The sequence below is a fragment of the Ruminococcus sp. YE71 genome (assembly GCF_900119155.1).
Classification (GTDB): domain Bacteria; phylum Bacillota; class Clostridia; order Oscillospirales; family Ruminococcaceae; genus YE71.
This window is the reverse complement of record NZ_FPIR01000029.1, coordinates 1-22,021: the sequence shown is the minus strand read 5'-3', so window position 1 is coordinate 22,021 and position 22,021 is coordinate 1. Positions and strand designations below refer to the sequence as shown.

The 22,021-nt window shown below is 46.7% G+C and carries 13 protein-coding genes and 2 pseudogenes; 5 read left to right on the top strand and 10 right to left on the bottom strand.

The genetic code is table 11. The features are described 5' to 3' along the window. Positions 1-11 precede the first annotated feature (11 nt). From BT142_RS17365 to BT142_RS17350, 3 genes are all read right to left on the bottom strand, one after another. On the bottom strand, positions 12-1,259 hold the full coding sequence (locus BT142_RS17365) for an IS4 family transposase (protein ID WP_278277575.1): 1,248 nt from the start codon (positions 1,257-1,259) through the stop codon (positions 12-14). Positions 1,260-1,595: 336 nt separating this feature from the next. After that, on the bottom strand, positions 1,596-4,184 hold the full coding sequence (locus BT142_RS17360; RefSeq protein ID WP_072419434.1) for an MBG domain-containing protein: 2,589 nt from the start codon (positions 4,182-4,184) through the stop codon (positions 1,596-1,598). Between the two features lie 1,155 nt (positions 4,185-5,339). Next, positions 5,340-6,944 (bottom strand): recombinase family protein, encoded by a 1,605-nt coding sequence (locus BT142_RS17350; protein WP_072419433.1) that lies wholly within the window; start codon positions 6,942-6,944, stop codon positions 5,340-5,342. Positions 6,945-7,240: 296 nt separating this feature from the next. Between BT142_RS17350 and BT142_RS17345 the strand changes: the two genes are divergently transcribed. The 5 genes and pseudogenes from BT142_RS17345 to BT142_RS19800 all read left to right on the top strand — a co-directional run. Continuing rightward, positions 7,241-7,567, top strand: coding sequence for a hypothetical protein (locus BT142_RS17345; RefSeq protein WP_072419432.1), 327 nt, complete (start codon positions 7,241-7,243; stop codon positions 7,565-7,567). 61 nt (positions 7,568-7,628) lie between these two features. After that, complete coding sequence (locus tag BT142_RS17340; RefSeq protein WP_242872030.1) at positions 7,629-8,423, top strand: PfkB family carbohydrate kinase; 795 nt, start codon at positions 7,629-7,631, stop codon at positions 8,421-8,423. Positions 8,424-8,494: 71 nt separating this feature from the next. Beyond that, complete coding sequence (locus tag BT142_RS17335; protein ID WP_072419431.1) at positions 8,495-10,174, top strand: IS1096 element passenger TnpR family protein; 1,680 nt, start codon at positions 8,495-8,497, stop codon at positions 10,172-10,174. Next, on the top strand, positions 10,171-10,653 hold the full coding sequence (locus BT142_RS17330) for a pyridoxamine 5'-phosphate oxidase family protein (RefSeq protein WP_072419430.1): 483 nt from the start codon (positions 10,171-10,173) through the stop codon (positions 10,651-10,653). The genes BT142_RS17335 and BT142_RS17330 overlap by 4 nt, the downstream gene beginning before the upstream one ends. Before the next feature lie 6 nt (positions 10,654-10,659). Further along, positions 10,660-11,103: pseudogene (locus BT142_RS19800) on the top strand (DUF6198 family protein); the annotation flags it as partial. Here the strand turns inward: BT142_RS19800 and BT142_RS19440 are convergent. From BT142_RS19440 to BT142_RS19320, 7 genes and pseudogenes are all read right to left on the bottom strand, one after another. Then, positions 10,992-12,101: an IS66 family transposase gene (locus tag BT142_RS19440; RefSeq protein ID WP_278277341.1), complete on the bottom strand. Its 1,110-nt coding sequence runs from the start codon at positions 12,099-12,101 to the stop codon at positions 10,992-10,994. The pseudogene BT142_RS19800 and the gene BT142_RS19440 sit on opposite strands and share 112 nt — an antisense overlap. 399 nt (positions 12,102-12,500) lie before the next feature. Further along, positions 12,501-15,416, bottom strand: a complete 2,916-nt coding sequence (locus BT142_RS17315) for a mechanosensitive ion channel family protein (protein ID WP_072419429.1) — start codon at positions 15,414-15,416, stop codon at positions 12,501-12,503. A 21-nt stretch (positions 15,417-15,437) separates the two neighbouring features. Continuing rightward, positions 15,438-16,460 carry a hypothetical protein gene (locus tag BT142_RS17310; RefSeq protein ID WP_072419428.1) on the bottom strand — a complete coding sequence of 341 codons (1,023 nt, stop codon included), beginning with the start codon at positions 16,458-16,460 and terminating at the stop codon, positions 15,438-15,440. A gap of 19 nt (positions 16,461-16,479) precedes the next feature. Then, positions 16,480-18,333: a CASTOR/POLLUX-related putative ion channel gene (locus BT142_RS17305; protein ID WP_072419427.1), complete on the bottom strand. Its 1,854-nt coding sequence runs from the start codon at positions 18,331-18,333 to the stop codon at positions 16,480-16,482. Between the two features lie 22 nt (positions 18,334-18,355). After that, entirely contained in the window at positions 18,356-18,820 is a 465-nt protein-coding gene (locus BT142_RS17300; RefSeq protein WP_072419426.1) for a hypothetical protein, read from the bottom strand. A gap of 295 nt (positions 18,821-19,115) precedes the next feature. Beyond that, complete coding sequence (locus tag BT142_RS17295) at positions 19,116-20,120, bottom strand: mechanosensitive ion channel family protein (RefSeq protein WP_072419425.1); 1,005 nt, start codon at positions 20,118-20,120, stop codon at positions 19,116-19,118. A 17-nt stretch (positions 20,121-20,137) separates the two neighbouring features. After that, positions 20,138-22,021, bottom strand: a pseudogene (locus tag BT142_RS19320) (hypothetical protein); the annotation flags it as partial.

Sequence of the window (22,021 nt, the reverse complement as noted above, 5' to 3'; positions counted from 1 at the left end):
CTTTCGCTGCCCTACATTATCCTGTAATTGAGCGAAACAGCTGATCTGCCTCTGTTTTTTCGCTTGTAATGTCGGTCGGGTCTGACAGGCAGCGTTCGTCTTGCTATCAGCTTTTCCAGTTCGGCAGGATCTATCTTGTCGCTTTTCAGATAGCTCATGCAGACGTGTATTGCGGCAGTAATGTTCAGTTGAGTCATATGCTTTCCCTTTTGCTTCGGCACCTCAATGTGCTCGGTGATGAGCATTGAAAAGTTATACATTATCATGCGGGCATACATTTCCTGTTCTATAAAATCTCTCTTCTTGGCATGAAAGGCGTTCAGCCCGATGCTGTATTTCAGTTCACGAAACGACGTCTCTATCCCCCAGCGCATACGGTATATCTCTTTTAATTGCATTATGCCGAACTCATCACGAGGCAGATTTGTTATCAGCGTTTCATATGTATCCTCAGAGATCCTGAATCTTACTACCCGAAATGACATCGGATAAAGCTCGCTTGACCCCGGTGGTAAAAATGGAAAGTTTACATTCTTGGGGAGATAACGATACTTTGCTTTGTTGTCCATAAATTCCTTTTTCTGCTTTCTTGACAGCAGTATTTCGGAATCAATATCAAATTCTTCGCTCTCCGGCAGCACAAAATTTTTGGTAACGCCCGACTTTTTTACTCTGATAACATAACAGAGACTTTTATTTCTGAGCGTTTCGATATTGTTGTAGCTCTCATAGTTTCTGTCGGCAACGATGATCGAACCCTGAGGAAGATCTAAGGAGTCGATCATTTCAATCAGAGCGCTGTGTTCGTTTTTCTTCCTGAACGGCTGCACAACTGCACTGTAATACCGCTTGTCGGTAAGGTCATACAATGCATTCAAATGTAGCAGGTTGTAGCCTTTCTTATCGTCTCTCCATTTGATAAAGGAGTCATTATCGGACGGATCGTGTGGAATGTCGATGTCCGAGCCGTCAACAGACAGGAGCCTGCGGCCGCAGAATAGTTTTTCAGAGGGGAAACAGTTATTAAAGCTCTTCAGCAGATGAGAAAACGCTTCCGGTCTTATCTTGCTTCTACGCTGTACCAGTGCGGAGACAGATACCGTATCGGCGCTGAAATCAAAGTATTCCGCAAGCTCTCTGTTAAGTGAACCGCCGCCCATCGACAAAAGAAATCTCATGGTGCAGGAAAAGGATAGAGTGCTTTTCCGAGTAAAATCATGCCCGGGAGCATTCACAAAATCAGCGCATGAGGATTCCATCTGAGAGATCAGTGAAAGCAAAGTATTTTTCACCTTAATACAAAAGTTTTCCATAAATGAAGCCTCCGATCAAAATAGCTTATCTGATTGGCTTCGCCGCAGATTTTTGTCGGTTTGTCAATAGGGTTCGGACAATATTAAGGATTTATTCATAAAAAAATATCCCCTGCTTACTTGCAGGGGGGATGTGTGTTAAGAGGGATGTTGGTGTGTTAGCTTAATGACATTAACTTTGAAGTTCACATTTCGCACACATATCATAAAACGAGAAAACCGGCAGCTTCCGAAGAAACTGCCGGCTTCCCCAAAGGATTTATGAGAAATCATGGAAAGCGCTTATTTAACGGTAACGTTGACCGCTCTCTGGTTCAGGTCGGATGCATCCCACTTGCCGTTGATCCTTGCACCAACAACGAGCGTGTAGGTTCTTCCTGCCGGAACCTTTGTTCTGGTGTAGCTTGTCTTGCTTGCGTCGAACTGGTCGAGAAGTCTCCACTTGCCTGCGGAGTAGTATGCTACACAGTACTTCTCAGCGCCCTCGACAGCGTCCCAACTAAGTCTGAACGAGTTGTTCTGAACTTCGATCTTGTTGACAACCGGGTACTTGGTGGTAACAACAGTGTTCGGAGTGACGGTGATCGCATTGGATACATCGGTGAACCACTTGCCGTCAAGCTTGGTGACAACAGCTACCTTGTACTGAGTTCCAGGGGTGAGTCCCTTGAGGATATAGGTATTCTCATCGCACTCAGCAAGAGGTGTCCAGGTGTTGTTGATATACTGTACTACAGCATAGCTTTCAGCGCCATCGACAGCCGTCCAGTCGAGCTGTACGCCGCCGTTGCCCTTGACGTATGTGATCTTCGGGACGGTATAGTTCAGCTTGTCGATCGTGACGGTCTTGGTGTCGGTATAGTTCTTACCGTTGATAATCGCGGTCGCGGTGTAGACGGTTTTTCCCTCTGCTGTGTAAGTAGCAGGTGTAGTCTTGGACGTTACCTTCGCCTTTACGACCTGAGTATCATCATCATAAATGCACTTGAAGGTTGCGGTAGCGGAAGTGTTGGAAGGCCAATTCCACACGGGTTCGCCGTAGGTGTGACCGGTAGCCTTGATGACGGTCTGAGCCTTTGTGATCTCAGTCTTGCCCTCTGCGTCAGCGAAGTACTTGCCGGTTGATTCGTCGTACCAGTACTCGATATTGCCGTCTGTTGTGCAGGTCGGGTCAACCGCGCCGATATGAGATATGCCGAGTTTTGCAACTACGATGGTCTTCTTGTATGTGTAGTTCGTGCCGTTGAACTTCACATTTGCGGTGCAGAGCATACTGCCCTCAGAAGTGTAAGTCGGAGCTGTGATGATAGTCTTGGTGACGGGGATATTCTCAAAGACCTCAACTGCTTCGCAAACGTCACAGGTGAACTTCGCGGTAGCAAGAGTGTAATCATCGTTAAGACTCCACTTCGGATAAGTGTATCTATGACCCTTAGCCGGAACGGAAACGACCTTAGTGCCGGTGTAATCCTCACCACCGAAAGTCACCTTTGCGGTGTAGGGTCTCTCGCCCTCTTCGGTGCAGGTCGGCTGCTTGGTGATCTCGGAGGTGACAGTAGCAGTCAAAGTCTCGACATGGTCACATTCGCCGCAGGTGAACTTAGCGACAGCATTGTTCTCATCGTCCCAGATGAACTCAGGCTCGCCGTAGGAGTGACCGGATGCCGGGATATCGGTCTCGATCCTGTATTGGGTTTCAAATGCTGTATTCGTAAATGTCGCGGTGTACTTTGTCTTACCAGCTGCGGTGCAGGACGGATCCTCGTAGGTCTCGGAAGAAATGGAACCGGACTCGGTCTCGGTGAGAGATTCGGCGTTGGTGCATATGCGGGTCGCGTTGCAAGTCCAGGCGTTGTTCTCATAAGACCATAAGTAAGTCGGGGTCTCGAACTCAGGCGCGGCGATGGTGAATTCATCTGTTGCCGAGCCGCTCTTGTAGTTCGTGGTCGCAGCTATTTCAGCCTTAACAACGTAATCGCCTGCTTCGGTCGGTACAGTCTCGGTGTAGGTGCTGTCGTCAGCGCCCTTAGCCTTGTACTTGATGGTAACTGTGCCGTTGTCAGTGTTGCCGGAAACTTCGGGAGTGTTGGCTTCAACGCCAGCTACCCAGCCATCGAGGGTAACACCTGCGGTGATATCAGCCTTCGCGATGGTGAATTCGGCTGTTGCCGAGCCGCCCTTGTAGTTCGTGGTATCGATGACCTCTGCCTTGACAACGTAAGTGCCTGCGTTGGTCGGGACAGTGGTGGTGTAGGTGCTGTCAGCAGCGCCCTTTGCCTTGTACTTGAAGGTAACTGTGCCGTTGCCGGTGTTGCCGGTAACGTTAGGAGTGTTTGCTTCATCGCCGTATGTCCAGCCATCGAGGGTAACGCCTACGTTGATATTGCCCTTTGTGATGCTGAATTCGGTTGTTGCACTGCCGCCATTGTAGTTCGTTGTCTCGGCTACCTCTGCCTTAACAACATAAGTGCCTGCGTCGGTCGGAACAGTCTCGGTGTAGGTGCTGTCGTCAGCGCCCTTAGCCTTGTACTTGAAGGTAACTTCGCCGTTGCCGGTGTTGCCGGTAACTTCGGGAGTGTTCGCTTCATTGCCGAAAGTCCAGCCCTGAATATCAACACCGACATTGATGTCATCCTTCTTGATGACTGTCTGTACCGTCACGGGAACCTGAATATTGGTTACCGTTTTCAGGTTACTGTCGTTGGGTGTGAAAGTTGCGCTAAAGGTATTGGTACCCGCCTCGCCGACGCTTGTAGAACTGTTATCCCAAGTCCACTCTCCGTTTTCAACTGTCGGAAGTGTTACATTCGCAAGCGTCTGTCCGTCGGTTGCGGTCAGGTTTGTGGGGACTGTAAATTCGGGATAGTTCATAAAGCCATCTTGAATGGGAGAAGTGGAGTCATTGAAGTTGATCTTGTAGCCCAGTAATTCTCCATAAGTTTCACTTGCAGGTCCATCAAAGATGATTTGAGAATATGTATAATAATTATTATCTTCTGTAGCTTCGATATCAGCACAAATAAATACATATTTATGAATTCCCTTGCTGACATCTAAATCCATCTCTCTGTACTCACCGGATTTGTCAACTTGGATCTTTACCGAAGTTGGGTTTCCTGTAATATTGACCCAAGCTTCGATAGACGCAATTTTTCCTGTAAACTCGTAACTTGGATCAAACGCAAACAAGCTCTTTTCGTCTCCATAGTTCTGTCCATTATTATACGTGCCACCTTTAAATGTATAAAGCTGCTCATCAGCATAAGCCGTCAAACTCGTTCCGCCAAACAGCCCTCCTGCACCAACGTCCGCATTCGGCAGAGCGCCTGCCACAAGGATAAGCGCGAGAACCCCCGCGACTACTCTTTTCATGTTGTGTGCAAAATTACTTGTCATAAAATTCACTTACCTTTCTTTATGGAATATAAAAACGCTCCGCAGGGCATAGTTACCCCGCAGAGCGCATCAGGAACATATTAATGGTGAAAAGGGCGCAGTTAGCCTTAGCTGTGCTGTGCTGTGCTGTGCTGTGCTGTGCTGTGCTGTGCTGTGCTGTGCTGTCGCATTGTAACACGCATGGTCATGACTGTCAACCCTTTCTCGCTAAAGTTGCCAAAAAGATTACAGTTTATTCAAATCTTTTCAACAAATTTATTATAACATGCAGCGACATACTTTGTCAATACTTTCGCAATATATTTTATTCTTTTAACTAAATTGGTTAAGTGAAACAGGCACGTTCGCTGATTATAAATGTTTTCAGTGGGCACAACAGAAAACCGGCAGTCTCCGTGGAAACTGCCGGCTGGGTGGTCAGTAATAAACAACAAATCCGAACACCTTGCCGTTTATGAAGGTGTTCGGATTATGATTGATTGGCTCCCCCTGTTGGACTCGAACCAACGACCCTGCGGTTAACAGCCGCATGCTCTAGCTTATCTGATTTCTCATTACGCTAGTTTCAGATTTTTATAATAGGCCCGAACCTCAATTCAAGTCTATCCGTCACTGTATAATAATATTAAACTAAGCATTGATCGTACTCTTCATAGACAATATGTCCCAATTGCTGCAAAATTCCTGATAGTCCATGTTCAGCTCCACATTCAGTTTGTAGCCCTTGAACACTTCTATCTTAGTTACCAACTGAGAGATGATCATTTTCTTTCTCTCGATTGAAGCCTCGTCAAATTCCTTTGCCCAACCCACAAAAACATCATACATGGGCTTCAGACTTTCCATTGACTTCTTTTTACCGGTCATTTCGTTGTTAAGAGTTTCTATCGCAGCTTCCGTCTCGCTGATCTTTTCCTCGGTGCTTTTTATCACCTTGCTCAGAACATCGGGCGAGAACTGGCTGTTTCCCATAAGGCTGTCAGCCACCTCAGACTCCAGCTTTTCGAGCTGCTGTCTGTGCTTTCCGAGTTCGTGCTCCAGCTTTGTGATCTTTGCTCTGTATCCTGCCATCTCCTTGTCGAAGTTCTTTTTCAGAACGGCTTCGTCGGGAGATTCTTTTATGCTCTCAAACATCTCATGTATCAGCTCGCATATCGCGTCGTCTATCCTAGTGACAAGATATGTAGTTGAGCCGCTGCACTGGCAAAGCCCTCTGCTCTTGTGATAGCAGATATATTTCGGCTGAATTTTCACATACTCGGTGCCGTCCTTGCGGGTGTGCCTGTCGGTATGCTTGATCGTACTCAGATGACCGCCGCAGTGTCCGCAAACCATGATTCCCGAAAGAAGCTGCTTGGTCTTGGTTTTTCTGGCAATTTCACGGGTTTTCTCGTTCTTCACCATTCTCTGATCAAGGATACGCTGTGCTCGCTCAAAGGTGTAATCATCAATGATCTGCAAATCCTTCATGCGTGGCGATTCAGTATCTCCCGACACCACAAATCCCGTAAGCAGTTTGTTTCTCAGTATACGGTTTATACTGTTGCTTGTGAACTTCGAGCCTTTATGCGTTTTCATGCCTGCCTTATTAAGTATCTCCGCGCATCTGAAAGTACCATAGCCTTCATTAACAGTCTTTGAGAATATCTCTCTGACCCAATCGGCTTCGATAGGATCGACTGCGAGGTCATGCACTTCCCTGCCCTTTTTGTTCAGCCTTCCGGTATTCACAAGAGTATATCCGAACGGTACGGGGCCGCCTGTATAGCTTCCCTCCGCTTTGAGCTGCTGCATTCTCGTCTTGATACGCATCGAGGTCTTTTCGCTCTCGCCCGAAGCCTGCCAGAACCTTATGTAGTTCATCAGCTTATCGACGTGGCTCTCAAACCTCTGCTCGCCTTCCTGAACGCTCCATACTCTTATTCCCTGCTTGACGAACCATTCCACAATGAACGGCGTCTCGTCATCAATTCTTCCTATACGGTCGAACATGAACACAAGGAGAATATCGAACTCTTTGTTAAGCGCAGCCGCCTTCAAGTCCTGAATAGCGTCTCTGTTGTTAGCCGAGACCTTGAATCCCGATACACCTTTTTCAAGGAACTCCTTGCCGATAGTCCAGCCCATTTTCTCGGCGAACTCATGGCAGGCTTCCCTCTGCATGGGTATGTCATCCTTGGTCTTATCGACCTGCTGCTTTGTAGATACTCTGTATAATGTATAAACGGTTTCCATTTAAGATTACCTCCGATTTCAGATTTTAATTCTAAATATCGGTAGAGTAATCATCAGTGCTTGTCCAATATAGGGGAGTATTCGATTTTCAAGCTGCTAAGTTTAATACTATAAGAATATTATAGCAAATAGCAGCCCGATTGTCAAGAGCGAAAACGATTTTTACCGATATTATTTTTGTTATATAAAATTGCTTTTCGGTGTAACTGACTTACACTCGCCGGATATTGTGATTGACTATTGAATTTGGGTGTGGTATAATTGACATATACCTTTATAAAGAAAGGATCTTCACTATGTCAAAAGAAAGCGACTGGAAGCTGTTCAGCACCAAATACTATGAGTGGAAGAACCGCTACCTTGAACAGTTCATCACAGAATACAAAGCTATCCTCGATTCCGATGACACTCCCATCGACAAATTTGTTGAGCTTAAAGAACGCATAAATAAAGACAGCCGGGCTTCTGTATTTCATTTGCCCGGCAGGTTCAGCAGAAATGATATGCAGCTGAACATCAAGGCATTACTGGACACAGGCGTTATCACTCTCGATGACCTTTCAGAGTTCAGCGATGAAGTTAAGGAGATGGCGAAGCTGTTTATGCGGAATAATGGTGATTGACAGCAGGGATTAATAGGATAAATCGGATTTTACTTTTCCAAAACAGAAAGGTTGGATAAATGTGAATATTATTGCTATGACTTGTATGTGCGTAGATGTTTTTGATGATACTGGAGAAATCCGTCCCGGTGGTGAAGCATTGAACTTTGCTGCAATTGCATCAAAATACAATCATATTTCAGTTGATCTTCTTGGTGCAATTGGTGACGATGATTATGGTAAGGCAATATTGAAATCTATTGAAAATAAACCTATCAACAAAGAGTTTATCCACATTATTTCAGGCTCTGCTACTGCAAACCATCGGATTTATCTTACTGAGAAAGGTGATAGATATTTCAAAGATGATTCATGGAACGGTGGTATTCATGACACATATCTTCTTAGCGATACTGACAAGAACAGAATTGCAAGTGCTGATATTATCTTTATAACCTTTGATTCTCCTAATTTTGATGATGTATTAGAACTTAGAAAGAGTTGTCGTTTTCAGCTTGCCGTTGACTTCAACGTGTTAAGAGATTTTAAGAAAATAGAAACTATTGTACCGTACATTGACTTCTTTTTTATCAGTGGTGAGAAGAGTATTCTTTTACAATTTCAAAAATGGTCTGAACGGTATGACAACATATTTAACATTACACTTGCAGAAAATGGCAGCGTTACTTATTATATGGGAAAAGAATATAGAGTGGATGCTGTGCCTGTCAATAATGTAATTGATACAACTGGGTGCGGTGACAGTTATCATGCTGGCTTTCTTTGTTCATATTTGAGAGATTGTGATATTATAAATGCAATGAATGAAGGTTCAAGAGTCGCTTCTAAAACATTAAGTCATATTGGCGGCTTTTAACTGGTATATGTTAATCTTGCAACATCAAATTCTGATTTCTCTTAGTATCAAATAATAAAGGAGCACCCCCCATGAAAGCAAGAATTAATATCCCTAAGAAAACATACGTCATCAGCGTTTCCCTCATGAAAGGCTGTTACCGACATATTCAAATAGCTTCAAACAAAACACTTGAAGAACTCTCACAGGCTATCCTTGACGCATTTGATTTTTGTGACGACCACCTCCATGCGTTCTTTATGGACAATAAATTATGGAGCGATGACGATTCATATTACGCCGATGCAGAGGACGGTCAGCGGGATACTTCCAAATACAGCCTCGGGCAACTTGGTCTTGAAAAGGACAGGAAGTTCGTCTATATCTTCGACTTCGGTGACGAATGGGATTTTCACTGCAAGGTGCTGAAAGTAATCGACGGAGTTTGTGAGGACACCGAGATACTGCGTTCTGTCGGTGAGCCACCCACGCAGTATCCCGAGCTTGAATTTGACGATGATGACGGCGTATTTGAGCCTTATCCCGACAGCCTTTATGCTGCGGCGTTCAAGTTCATGGATACTAAACTCTGGAAAAAGCTGAAAAAGGAAGATATATTTGCGGTAAAGCTGTCCGACGATGTGGAGGATATGCTCTATTGCTCCGTGACCGATGATAAGGAAGGCTTCCCTGCCCTTATGGTTTTCCCGGAGGGCGGCGGACTTCACGAATACATCAAGCCGCACGTTCCCGACGTGGGTACGCCGAAGGAATACATGGAGTACATCTGCTTTCAGGAGTATCTGAGCTGTGAGCTTCAGAACGAGGAAGTTATCGACCCCGAGAGCAAGAAATGTATTCTTGACTATGCCGAGAAAACCGGTGTATCGCTTAAAGGAAAGAACCGCTATCCCTTTATTTCAAGTGCAATATCGGGCTACTTCCCTTATGTCATTGAATTCTATGAGGAACGTGAATGCCTTGAAAATGCACTGAACGCTGCTGTTTTCCTCTCCAAAGCGATAGGTCGAAAGGATATTGCCAAGTTCGGCTTCGGCAAAAAAGATACGATACCGATGCTTGAATATGACCTTGAAAAAGGATACACTTTCTCCGAAACGACCTATCCCGATCCTAATGATAATCCGCATTTATATTATCCCACAACACGAAAGCTCAGAAAGAAACTGCCGCACAAGGGAGTTTATGAGTGCGATATTGTTTTTGCTCCCATTCCCGATGAAATTGAAAATATGACACCCCCGATACCGTATGCTGTCACTTTCCTCGCAGCCGAAACGGGCATCGACGGCGAATATTTCTTCACCGACTTGTTTGACGGATATGACAGCAGAAACAGCGATATCATGCTCTCATGCGTGGTCGATGATTTCAAGGAAAATGGTTTTCTCCCCGAAGAAATGCGTGTTGTCGATAGGCGCACCTACTACTTCTTACTGGAGTTCTGCCAAAAGAACGGCATAAAGCTAACCACTGTCGAGGAATTCGAGATATTTGAAGATGTGCGCAGCGCTTTCATAAATGAGCTTCTCGACCAGACAGAGGAAGAATTCGGAGATAAACTGTCGGCACAGGATATGTTTGGCGAGATATGCGACACTATCCGCGAATTATCCGAAGAACAGCTTGCGACTATGCCGAAAGAGATGTACGATCAGATAATGGCTTCGGATCTCCTGCCCGATGATCTACAGGCAAAGCTGCGGAGGTCGAGGATAAGACCCAACAAAGGTAAAGGTTTAAAATCATGAGAAGAAAAGACAGAGAAATAACCGATATCGCCGAGATCATCGACGTAATGAAAAAGTGCGATGTTTGCAGGCTCGGTCTGAATGACAACGGCTACCCATATATTTTGCCGCTGAATTTCGGCGTTGAAGTGAACGGTGAAAAGATAACGATATATTTCCACAGTGCGCTTGAAGGTCACAAGGTCGAACTGATACAAGCCGATAACCGCGCATCATTTGAAATGGATCGCGGTCATGAACTGGAATACATTGAAGAAAAAGGCTACTGCACCTTTGTGTATGAAAGTGTTATGGGCAGAGGACATATCAGGATACTTGATGAATCCGAAAAGCTCGCCGCACTCGGTAAGCTGATGGCACACTATCATGACGGAAAAGAAATGCCCTTTGACCCCGCCGCCGTTCCGAGAACGCTGGTATATGCGCTCGATGTCGAGCAGATAACGGGCAAACGAAAAGTAAGAAAGGTAAATAACTGATGTCCGATGAAAATGAGTAAAACTGAAATACTGAAACGCTACGCCATATTTCTTGTAGGCTTGTTCATAGCCTCAATGGGCGTTGCGTTCTCCACAAAAGCAGGGCTCGGAACATCGCCTGTCGCCTCGGTGCCGTACTCGGTATCGCTTGTTAGCAAGCTGCTGACCTTCGGTGGCTGGCTCAATCTGCTTAGTGTGATACAGATAGCGACACAGGTCATTATCCTCAAAGGCAAATGCAATTACACAGAAATTGCCGTGCAGACAGTGCTGGCGTTCGTTTACGGATACCTCACAAATCTGTCTGTGTGGCTCATCAGAGAGATAACCGTCAAAGGCTACCCCATGCTGTTTCTGTTTATGCTGCTGGGGTGCATAATACTCGCCCTCGGGATATGGATACAGCTAAAAGGAGGAGTCGCCATGCTTCCCGGCGAAGCTATGAACCGTGCGATAAGCAAGGTCACGGGCAGGCAGTATGAGAACATCAAGATATTCTTTGACATTCTGTATAAGGTGTGCGGGAGGGCAGTATCATCGCGGCATTTGCGGTAGGGAGCATAATAAAGGTTTATAACAAGATATTTGACAAGATCATCAAAACAAAAGAAAAGAAAGTTTAGTATGACCTGTGAAGAAGCAGTAGCTGTCTCGATAATTGTCATAACCGCCGCGCTTGCGTGAGCACCCTTCTCGGTACAGCTGACCGTCTTAGCAGCTTCGCTGCACGACTGAAAATTCTTCCTTGCAATAATATAAGGCTTGACTGTTCTCTCTGCAAGATTGTTGCTCATATCCACAAGTGGATTATTTAGGAAAACAGTCAGTGCTGCTTTCTGATTTCGGGCATAATTAACCGCCTCGGCTAAGTGTGAACCATTGCCGGGGTGAAGGCTGTCTATGAATTTGTAGAACTCATCTACAAGAGGGGCGATCTTTTCCCGACGCATCTCAAGCAGCTGTTCGTCCGAATAGTCTTCCTTTCTCGCCTCCCGTTCGTATTTGAACATCTTGTCGATCATACCCACAGCGATCGCCGCTTTGCTCTTTTTGTGCTTTTCGGGTATGCAGTCGATCAGCTTCCTGCGTGCATGCGACCAGCAGCCGACTCTCGTGTAGCTGCCGCTGCCATAGGACTGAAATCCGTCAGTCTGCAATATGCCCGTATAGCCATAGTAAGCGTAGTATTTCTGTCCCGACAACGAATACGAGTTTAAAATTATATGTGTGTGAACATGGCTGCGGTCAACGTGTGTTGCGATGACCGCCTGAGCGTCCTCTCCGAAGTTCTTTCGGACGAATGCCTTTGCTATCTTGTGAGCAAGTTCCGGAGTTACATTTTCGGAATCGGCAAAGCTCATGATATAGTGGATAGCTTTCACCGAACCTTTCCCCTCCAGCGGTTTCGGGCTGCTGAACTTGTCTTTTGCAAACTGCTCATAGACCATACGCATCCATTCATATTGTTTGGATCGGTCTATTTGTGTTTGTGTAAATAACAAAAATACAATAGACCAGTTCATTCTTAGGGTTTGATTGTTTTCTTGATTCTCTAAGAAGAATATTGTTTTATATAGAAAGATGCCATTTCTTCTATTAGTTTTTCAGAGTATAAATATTCGTTGCAGTTCAGAGTAATTATATCATATTGGGTGGGCTGTGTCGGCTCGGGGGATTGGTTGGCGGTTACTTTTCACCGGCGGATTTTTATTGCCTGCTCACCCAAACAAATAAGATTACAGCCCGTTTCGCTTGTAACGTGAAACGGGCTGTATTGTTTTTTTACACCTGCCTAAGTGCTGTATCAGCTTCCTGTCTGACACAGCGTCAGGTCATATAAGTGTTCATTATTTTACCAGAGGTTTCTTTTCACCGCCGCTGGGCTTGATGCCGTTTTCAAGCATGATCTTATATGCTGTATCAAACGAGCGCTTTCTGACCGAATTCCATTCCTCCATATCGGTAACAAACAAGAACTGCATAGTGTAGTGTGCATGACCAACATGGTCTGTAAAGCCCTCAGCTATGCCGATATAGATAGGTCCTGCGATGATATTGCCCTTGCACGCTTTCTGGAAACGCTCCTTGTTGTCCATTATCAGCGATTTCACCTGTTCGGGATCCTGCTCGATCGGGAAAGAAAGCTCCCACCGAACCGCATTCGTGTCACGGCTCATGTTGTAGAAACCTACCATTTTCGAGTTGTTGATGACCTTGACGCTTGCATAGTGCTTCAAGGTGGTCGTTCTCAGACCGATACGCTGTACCTCACCTCTGAATCCGTCAAGCACGAGCGTCTCGCCCACACGCATCTGATCCTCGGTGATGAGGAATATTCCGCTCACAAGGTCGCTTACAACACTCTGAGAGCCGTAACCGATGATAAGTGACAGCACTCCTGCCGAGGTAAGGATCACCGAAGTATCCACTCCGATCTGATAGAGCGAATAGATTATCACAACGATTATCAGAACGAACCGGATAATGCTGATAATAAGGTTTCCGATAGTAGCGATCCTCGCATCCATCTTACCTGACAGTGCTCTGAGAAGTGTTCTGAGCAGTGTCACGCCGATGAACGCAAATGCGGCACTAAGAAGAATGGTAGTCAGCGAGAAGATACCTACCTTGTGCTCCCACTGATGTGAGAACAGATAGGAGGATACCGGAGACTCAGAGAATAACATATCCGCAAAATAGGTTATCATGAGCAGTACGAATACCAGTTTCAGAAACCGCATAAGCGTTTTCTTCATCGAGGAATTAAGCACACGCTCATCCTCCGATGCGCTGTCCTTCTCTTCGCGTGACAAGCGCTCAAACAAACGCTTTTCGGGCTTCTCATCGAGCCACTCACGCTCGCCGCGGTAAACGCAGGAGAAGCACAGGATGATAAGCGAGATGATAAGCATTTCCGGAACGATCCATGCCAGCATCACCTTTGAATCTTCCGTAAACACACCGCTTCGCTCAACGCTCATGAAGATATGATTGTCATCAGTTATGGTATTTATATAGTAATCTGTGCCGCCGATCTTATTCGTGCCCGAGTAGGAATTGAGCAGTGCTTTTTTGGGCAGGTCGTTCTGTATGGAGCGAACCTTGTCGGAGGATGCCGTTGCCCACATGAGCTTATCGGGGTCAGAGGCGGAGGCATACATTTTGGCATATGAATCCGTGCTGACCCTCAGAAGTGCTCTGCTGACATCTGTCTGTTCCTTGATAGATTTCAGAGCATGGTCGGTAAGCGTTGCGCAGATAAGACCGGGTGCGTCGGTGCGTCTGACTGCCGCGAAGAAACCATCACCGTTTGAGTACTCACGCATGATGCTCGTGTCTGCCTGCTTGAGCAGATTCCAGAGGATATACTCATCATCATCAGGATTGCTGCTGAGCTTGTATCCGACATAGCCGTCGGTTGACATTACCGCAACACCGTTTTCATCATAGACCACTGTGTCTACAAGGTCGAGACTGTGTGTAAGTTCGGTCAATTCTTCCTCGGAGAAAAGATCGCCCTCCATATCCATCATGTCGCCTATCATTGTCACGCGGTCTGTGACAAGCTCTCTGAAAATAGATTCCATTTTATCCCATTCGCTGTCGCTTAGCTGCATTTCACCGACAAGCGCATTGAGGTTCTTGGACATCTTGTTGTTGTGCGATGTATAGCTGTTCAGCAGCGGCAGATACGCCGATATTGAAGTCATGACAATAACGCCTACCAACAACAGCAGCATCACATGACGTGCAACAGGAATGTTGATATAATGTTTCCAGCCCAGCCTTATGCACTGCGCTCTGTCACGCACAGCGGCACCTTTCTTGCGCAGGCTGAATGCTCCTATCCATATGAATATGAAGCATACCGCCATCAGGCAGAATCCGGGAGCTACCTTTTTCGCGGAATCAATAAGAACTCTTTTCAGCGGAACATACACGAATACCGAGTAGCGGTTGAGAAGCCTTATTTTCTCAAAATACACGCCCGACATCTTTGAATCGCTGTCAAATGTTCCTGCCTGGATACCTTCTGACTCATGCCCCGTTCTTTTATTATCGAAAACTGCAAGGCTCTCATTCAGAAAATCATAGGAATCCTCGCTTGACGATACCAGTTTCTTTCCTGTGGCATTTTCATATATGCAAAGCTCATACGGGCAGGTATCAAGTATCTGCTCGAAATCCACGTTGTAGAGTGACTGAGCGTCCTCCCACTGGATACACAGCCAGCCGCCATCAAGACGAACTGCCGTATAGTCGTAGTCGTCCGTCTCCATCGTACCGGTGGTCTTGAGCATACGCATCTGGCTCTTTCCCAGCATGAACTCTCCGGCATTTTCCGAGGAAACAGCTTTGCCCTCCTCGGGATAATAGAAAATGGAGCAGTCCTGCATTCTGTATGCATAGTCGCTGAGAGTTTTCTCGGATATTCCTGTAAACTCAAAATACTGCTTTGCGACCTGAGTAAAGATCTTCGCTTCATTCAGGTCAAAGCTGTCATATGACTCCTGTAATGAATCCTCAAAGCTGATGAGATTTCTCACCGAGTACATAGAGTTCGCCATTGACTCGTAATCAGAGTCAAGCTCGCTCTCATACTGTTTCTGTATCGAATATATCATACTGTAGCCTACCGCCGCAAACGATACGATGCAAAGCAGTATCATCAGTATGCCTATTCCTTTGCCGCCGTTCTTCGCCGATGCGGAGCCTGAAGGCTGCTTTTGTTTTTTCTGCTTGTTGTTCTGGGTCACTTCCATACCTTTCACCTCCAAAAGAATTTATCCCCGTTCAAGAGTGGAAAGAATACGGTCGGTCTGTTTTACTGCGATCTCTCCGTCAAGCCAGAAGGCTATCTCCATGAATTCATCGCCGTTTTCAAACAGATAGTTCGCGACCGTGTACATTTCACCCTCGCTTTCCTCATAGGAGTAATAGAAAGCAAGGTCTATTCCGTTTATCGTGCGGTAATCCACACGTTCGGCTTCGTACTTATTGGCTTCTTCGACAGCATACTTTTCAAGAGTGTAGCCGTTTTTGCCGAATTCATATACGTCAAAATCAAGCGGGCTGCTCTCGCTGAAATAATAGCCGATCATATCGTCTGCCGCTTCCTCTTCGGTAACGGGTCCCGGCTTGTAGCCCGACGGAACAGTTATGGTGAACGGCGATTCGCCCAGCTTTAACTCATAGGTCTCAACATAGGTAAGCGAGTTCAGGATATCCTCAGCTTCCTTTTCGGCGGTCTCTCCGTCAAGCCAGAAAACCACCTCAATGTACTCGTCATCCTCTTCGGCTAATGCGACAAGCACATCGTATTCAACACCGTCATAGGTTTCCTTTGATTTGTAACTGCCCACATCTATACCGTTTATTTTCCGATACTGTGTGTCCGTGCCGCTGAAATCGGCAGCAGTCTTTTCAAGAAAATCTTTCAGACTCATTTCGGGGTCGGGCTTAGGAAACTCGTAAATATCGAAATCCATATCCGAGTTCGGGCTGTAATAGTAAGCTATCTGATTACCCTGCAATTCGTCCATCGTGACATCGCCGTTCTTATAGGACTGCGGTACGTTCATAGCGTAGCCCGATGCTCCGAGCTGAAACTGAAGCATACCCTCAGGTACAGGCACAGGCACGATCTCATTGGATTCAGTCGGTTCAGATCCGGTCGATTCAGTCACTGTTTCGCTGTCAGCGACGATAGTTCCCTCCGGTTCGGAATCACTGCTGTTCTTATTGCAGGCAGACAGTGATAGCAGCATAAGCAGAATCAGAGGAGCTGTCTTTAAAATACTTTTCATATTATTCCCCCTTTTGTTTTCAGTTTTCACCGATGACGATCAGTTTGTCATGCGGTTTGAGAGTAACGCTGTCATCAAGTGTAAGCTCAAACGAGCAATCAAAGGTATTTTCGTCCATACAGCCGATCATAACATAGCGCTGTGCTATAAGACGGCGGCGAAGTTCAAGAATAGTCCTTGTGCCTACGCAGTCCATTTCCTCTGCCGTTTTCAGATATACCTCGTTGCCCTCATTGGTAAGCAGCTCGTCGAACACCTCCACCAGTTCGGGGCTTTCCGAAAGCTGTGACAAAAACAGTGATGACATATTTGATGATACAACAAACTCCGTTCCCGGGTCGGGTATCAAAAGATTCTGATTGTTTTCACACCGCATTTCAACGGTTATGTTATAATTCAGCCCAAGCCGGTTCCTTATATCTCTCAGGGTCATGATAAGGAAAATATTCCTCATATCCGATTCATCGTCTGCTAAAGCTCGGTCGGATAAAACAACTATATGTTTAGACTTTTGTGCAAGCTCCTCCAAAGCAGACAATTGGGTAATATCCTCTTCATAGAATCTGACCGAAAGCGGTATCTCACGATTTGAAGCAGCCTCCATGATCTCATCATGCATATCCTGCTTTGTATCAGCCAGCATTACCGATAAAATATTCTCGGGCAGCTCCGTCAGGATAGTCGGCAAAAACTCGTTGCAGCCGATAATAACACAGCCTTCCTCTTCTTGTTCGGCTTCGTAAGCGGAAATGCTCTCTATCGGCGGCAGCGTCCTTGCGGGGACAAGACGTGCGCTGTCATTTTCCTCACAGAAAACAAGCAGCCTGTCTCCCTTCCCCAATACCATATCGGGCGGCGGATTGAGATATATTTTTTCCTCCTTGCAGATACCTATCGGGAATGCATTGTCCACACGGCAAAGCAGTTCCTCAAAGGACATACCCACAGTTCCCGGCAGATCGACGATATGTATCTCAGAGCCTTCAAAGTGGAAAAGCTCCATCATGGTCTGTGAAAGTCCCGGCTGTGTGCAGGAATGAGCGATTATTCGTGCGATCGTTCCCTCGGTATGCAGAAGCAGTATGCCGTATTTTTCAACTAAATCCTTCGGGATACGGTAGTCGTTCTGCGAAAGAACAGCTATAGTGCGGATATTCTGGTTCGGAACATCGTGCAGTATCCTTGTGACCGCAAGCATAGTTCGTATGATCTTCTCATTTTCCGCAGGGCTGATAAGAACGGCGCGGCAGGTGTCAAGAGACAGCTTTTCCAGAGTGCTCGGGTCGAAAATATTGATCGTTCTGCAAAGGATGCGAACATTTTTCGGGCATTTTATATTGTCCCGAATACTGTCCTCCACTTCCATACGGTCGTTCTCGCTCGCCACCACGATGCAGCATTTGCGTTTGTCGGCACCGTTCACCAGTTCCTGGATCAGAGAATATTCACCTGTCTTGAAACCGAGAACGATAATGTGATCCTTCTCGAAAACCTCAAGGTTGCCCTTTTTCAGACCGTCTATCCTCTCCTGGATGCCCGTGGAAATAATACCTATCAGCAAGCTGCCTATAAGCAGTCCGAAGATCGCCGCAAAGGTCATCATGACACGGTAGCCTACCCAGCCGTCCTCGTAATACGGCAGCCAGGAATTGATTATCGTAGCAAATGTATTCCACAGATCAGAAATGAATGATTCATCCCGTTCGGTGCTGACACCTGCTGTATGCAAAAACAGTGCTGTGAGAAACACCATCACAAGAGTTGCAAGAGACAGCAGCTTTATCATGCCGAGGCTGCCCTGAGCTATCTTGTTATCGAGCCAGTGCTTTTGTTTCTCACGCCATGTAAGTTTTTTTCTGTGATTATTTTTCATTATTTACCCTCCCCATTTTCGGTCATTCCTTTTCGATGAGATAGCTCATCTCAAAATCCTGACCGCAGCCATCACAATGATACTTGAATACCGTGTTCCCGTCACTGTCAGTGGCAAGCTCGGGCTCACCAAAGTGATGACCCGGTGCAGGCAGGATGACCTGCCGTGTGTCGGAATACTCTTTATCATCCAGCACGGCGGTCGCGGTATAGACCGCCAGACCGTCGGCGGTACAGCCGGCAGGTGTTTCCTCTTTTTTAACGGAAGCCTTTGCCTCCCCAAGTCCGGGGATACGGAGTGTTGCCGTTTCATAGCCCTCGCCCCATATCCACTCGGGCTCACCGATCTGCAAAACAGGCTCATCCTGTGAGCTGCTGCCGCTTTCAGCTGCCGAAGCAGCCGGAGCAGCGGTGAGCATATCCAAAATACTCGGGTTTCCCGTCATGACCAGATAGGAGTTCGCAACAAGAGTTGTTCCCGCTGCCATTACCACTGCCTGACGGACAAATGTATTTGACCGACCCTTTTTAGAATTTTTTCTTCGTCTTCGTTTTGAAGAACTTTCTTCATCGGAGCTGTTTTTTCTTTTATCGCGCGTTTCAGAGTATCTCAGATACTCCGCGATAATTATGCCGTAATACGGCAGGGCAGATTTTTTACGCTGCTTTTTATGAGGTGTGTTGAACTCGGCTCCGTGTTTACTGCCCCTGATCGCATTACGTGGTGTTTTGTCGTTAAATGCCCGGGTCTTCATAGCCTGTCACCCCCCGCATTCAAGGTCATCAGTCATCGCCGCCAAGCTGTACCCCGTTGCTTTCACACAACAGCGCCAGCTCACGATTCATGATACGCTGTATCCAGTACTTTGTGTTTTCCTGACATACTGCCACAAAGGTGACGACCTTCGTGCCTGACTCGGTGATCTCCGACAGACCAAGACAGAAGGGACCCTTTTCGATCTCGGGGTAGCGCTCACACAGCTTGTGAAGGTCTGCTGCTTTGATGACTTCCTCAAAATGCTCATAGGATTCATCCTTGCCCAGGGTAATGTCGCATACTGCGTAGGAAGCGCGGTTGGTCATGTTGACGAGCGATTCGATGCTGGAGTTTCTGAGTATCAGAATGTCACCGCCGTCGTCCTCTATCTGAGTTGAACGGAAACCTATGGATACGATAGTGCCGCGGAAATCATCGACAACGACGATGTCTCCCACATCGAACAGGCGCTCTCCGATGATGAAGATGCCTGCAACTATGTCCTCCACAAGGCTTGTAACACCGAGTCCGACTATCAGACTGAGAACGCCGAGTCCTGCCACAAGTGCAGCAGCATTTACGCCAAACGCATTGAGGACAAGCATAACCATCACTAAGACAGCCGCGTACTTTATCAGGTTTGAAAGCAGCTCGATGAACGCTTTGCCGGTGCGCTTTGTAAGTCGGCTGCTTTCAGCCATTATCCTTATGATAAACCTGAGCACAGCACTTATACTCAGCGTCATTACAATAAGCCCGACGATACGCAGTGCCTTGTTTGGCTTATCCGCCTCCGAGAAAACATCAAGGCTGCGTAAGAACACATTATCCTCCGGCAGAAGAAATCTTCCTGCGATTATAAAGGCAAAGTATGCCAGAGCAACAATTATCCCGATGATCTTGAGTGCCTTGCTGCCATTGGCTTCCTTCTCCTTCTTTCTGTCAGCAGGGTCATTATCTATGCCCTGCTCCTTCATTAGTCTTTGCAGCTCGCTTTTGTCGAACTGCGTTCCCATTCCCAGATTACTCATTTGTTCTTACCTCCATATTATTTCACATTGATCTCTTCCCTGAGAACCGATGTTTTTCCGCCGTCGGTCCATTCAGTCATAAGGATGTATTTTCCTTTATGAATGTGCTCAAAGGTGTAAACGCCTTTGCTCTCCTTCAGATCGAGAATACTCTGAGCTGACTGAAGTTCTTCGCCGTTTTCTCCCTTTTTCAGCAGCGTGACCGTGGCATCGCCCTTGAAGCTGCCGCATTTTACGATACCCGTCACACTGTAACACTGGAAATATCCTATGGCATAGGTAGAAAAGCGGTCGGTGAAAAGATATATGTACCCGTTCGTCTTGTCGAAATAATAGGTGCCGTCCTTTTTGCTCTTGCTTTCCGTCAGCGTTTCGGCTTTGCCGTTGTGATAACGATAGAGCGTAACTTCTTCCCTGCCCTTGAAACTGTATGGGATAACGACCTCCAGCACGGTATTGGTCTTGCTCATGGTCTTCTTTACGCTGTCTGCCATCGACTCGACGCGGATATCAAAGAACTCCAGATCCATATCAGGATCAGCTATCGCCCTTATCTTATCAGCATTTGATGCATCCGACTCCGTTTTGATCTCAACGAACATTGAAACGGAAACATCCTTGGCTCCGCTCTTTTTGCAGATAGCCTCTGCCTCATCGTCAAGACCGCCGACAGCAACATCAGGAGTACCCTTGCTGACTGTAATGGTTGAATTTACATTTCCCTCCGGCATGGTAACGTTTATTTCCCCGTCTGTCGGAACAGTAACTATCCCGGTGCTCGTATGAATTACACCGTCGTATTTCCATTCAACGATGAGGTTATAAACGCCTGCTTTTGCCGCAAGCCTGTAATAGCCGTCCTGCCCCGTGACCGTCGAAGCGGCTTCCTTGCCGCCGCTCATCAGCCGGAGCTTCGCACCAGATACAGCCGTCTTACCGTCGAGCTGATAGATGTATCCCTTGACAACATACAGCTTTTCGTCAGTAATGACCGTGCTTACAGCGCCAAGCGGTGCGGATTCGCTGCCAAGACCGATATGATCCTCATCACCCTTGATATAGTAGTAAATGGTGTAGGTGCCGGCATCAGCTGATTTCGGCAGCGAGGTGCTGTACTTTTTGCCGTCAGTACTGTACATGAAGATTCCGCCGTCGGTCATTCCAGCCTTGATAAGCACCTGAGCCTTACCCGTATGATCGAGCTCAAAGCCGATCGGTGCTGTGTACTTAGGCGTTTTCTTCGTTACAGACTGAGTGTCTGTTGAAGATGCGGTATCGGTCGAAGTATCCGACGTGGTGGTTGAAGTAGTGGTGGTTGTAGTAGTTGTTGTAGTTGACGGTGCTTCCGAAATGCTCACGATGATCTGCCCCGGGGCGGTATCGTTGTGATTCGCATCACCGACAACCTTGTAATAGACCGTATAGTTTCCGGCGTTTGTGCCTTTTGGAATACCTGTACTGTACGCCGTGCCGTCGAGACTGTACTGCATAGTACCGCCGACCGCCGAACCCGCATTTACAAGCTCCTGCGCATAACCGTTATAGGTGAGCTTTTTAGCAGTCGGTGCGGTGAACTCAGGGTCAGCCTTAGCAATCGAAACAACCTTGCTTCCGCTTATCGGAGTAGGCTCGTAATTTCCAGATTCGACGTAGAAATAAACCGTGTAATCGCCGGCGTTGGTGTACTTCGGGTTTGTTGTGCTGCCCTTCGAATTGTAGTTTGAAGAGGTTAACTCGGAAGTTCCGTAGTAAACTACCGCGTCCGAATCGCCAACTTCAACGGTGATTCCATGCGGCTTTCCGTCATAGATTCCGCTGTAACCCGTAGCCGAAATAGTGAGGTCTGTCTTTGTAATGGTGTACTTGCCGTTGGTCAACTCGGCTGTGTAGTTGGGGTTCTT

Bases quoted from the DNA above. Each gene is read 5' to 3' on its own strand.
- BT142_RS17365 (WP_278277575.1), bottom strand. From the start codon at position 1,259: ATGGAATCCTCATGCGCTGATTTTGTGAATGCTCCCGGGCATGATTTT.
- BT142_RS17360 (WP_072419434.1), bottom strand. From the start codon at position 4,184: ATGAACTATCCCGAATTTACAGTCCCCACAAACCTGACCGCAACCGAC.
- BT142_RS17350 (WP_072419433.1), bottom strand. From the start codon at position 6,944: ATGGAAACCGTTTATACATTATACAGAGTATCTACAAAGCAGCAGGTC.
- BT142_RS17345 (WP_072419432.1), top strand. From the start codon at position 7,241: ATGTCAAAAGAAAGCGACTGGAAGCTGTTCAGCACCAAATACTATGAG.
- BT142_RS17335 (WP_072419431.1), top strand. From the start codon at position 8,495: ATGAAAGCAAGAATTAATATCCCTAAGAAAACATACGTCATCAGCGTT.
- BT142_RS17330 (WP_072419430.1), top strand. From the start codon at position 10,171: ATGAGAAGAAAAGACAGAGAAATAACCGATATCGCCGAGATCATCGAC.
- BT142_RS19440 (WP_278277341.1), bottom strand. From the start codon at position 12,101: ATGGTCTATGAGCAGTTTGCAAAAGACAAGTTCAGCAGCCCGAAACCG.
- BT142_RS17315 (WP_072419429.1), bottom strand. From the start codon at position 15,416: ATGGAAGTGACCCAGAACAACAAGCAGAAAAAACAAAAGCAGCCTTCA.
- BT142_RS17310 (WP_072419428.1), bottom strand. From the start codon at position 16,460: ATGAAAAGTATTTTAAAGACAGCTCCTCTGATTCTGCTTATGCTGCTA.
- BT142_RS17305 (WP_072419427.1), bottom strand. From the start codon at position 18,333: ATGAAAAATAATCACAGAAAAAAACTTACATGGCGTGAGAAACAAAAG.
- BT142_RS17300 (WP_072419426.1), bottom strand. From the start codon at position 18,820: ATGGCAGCGGGAACAACTCTTGTTGCGAACTCCTATCTGGTCATGACG.
- BT142_RS17295 (WP_072419425.1), bottom strand. From the start codon at position 20,120: ATGAGTAATCTGGGAATGGGAACGCAGTTCGACAAAAGCGAGCTGCAA.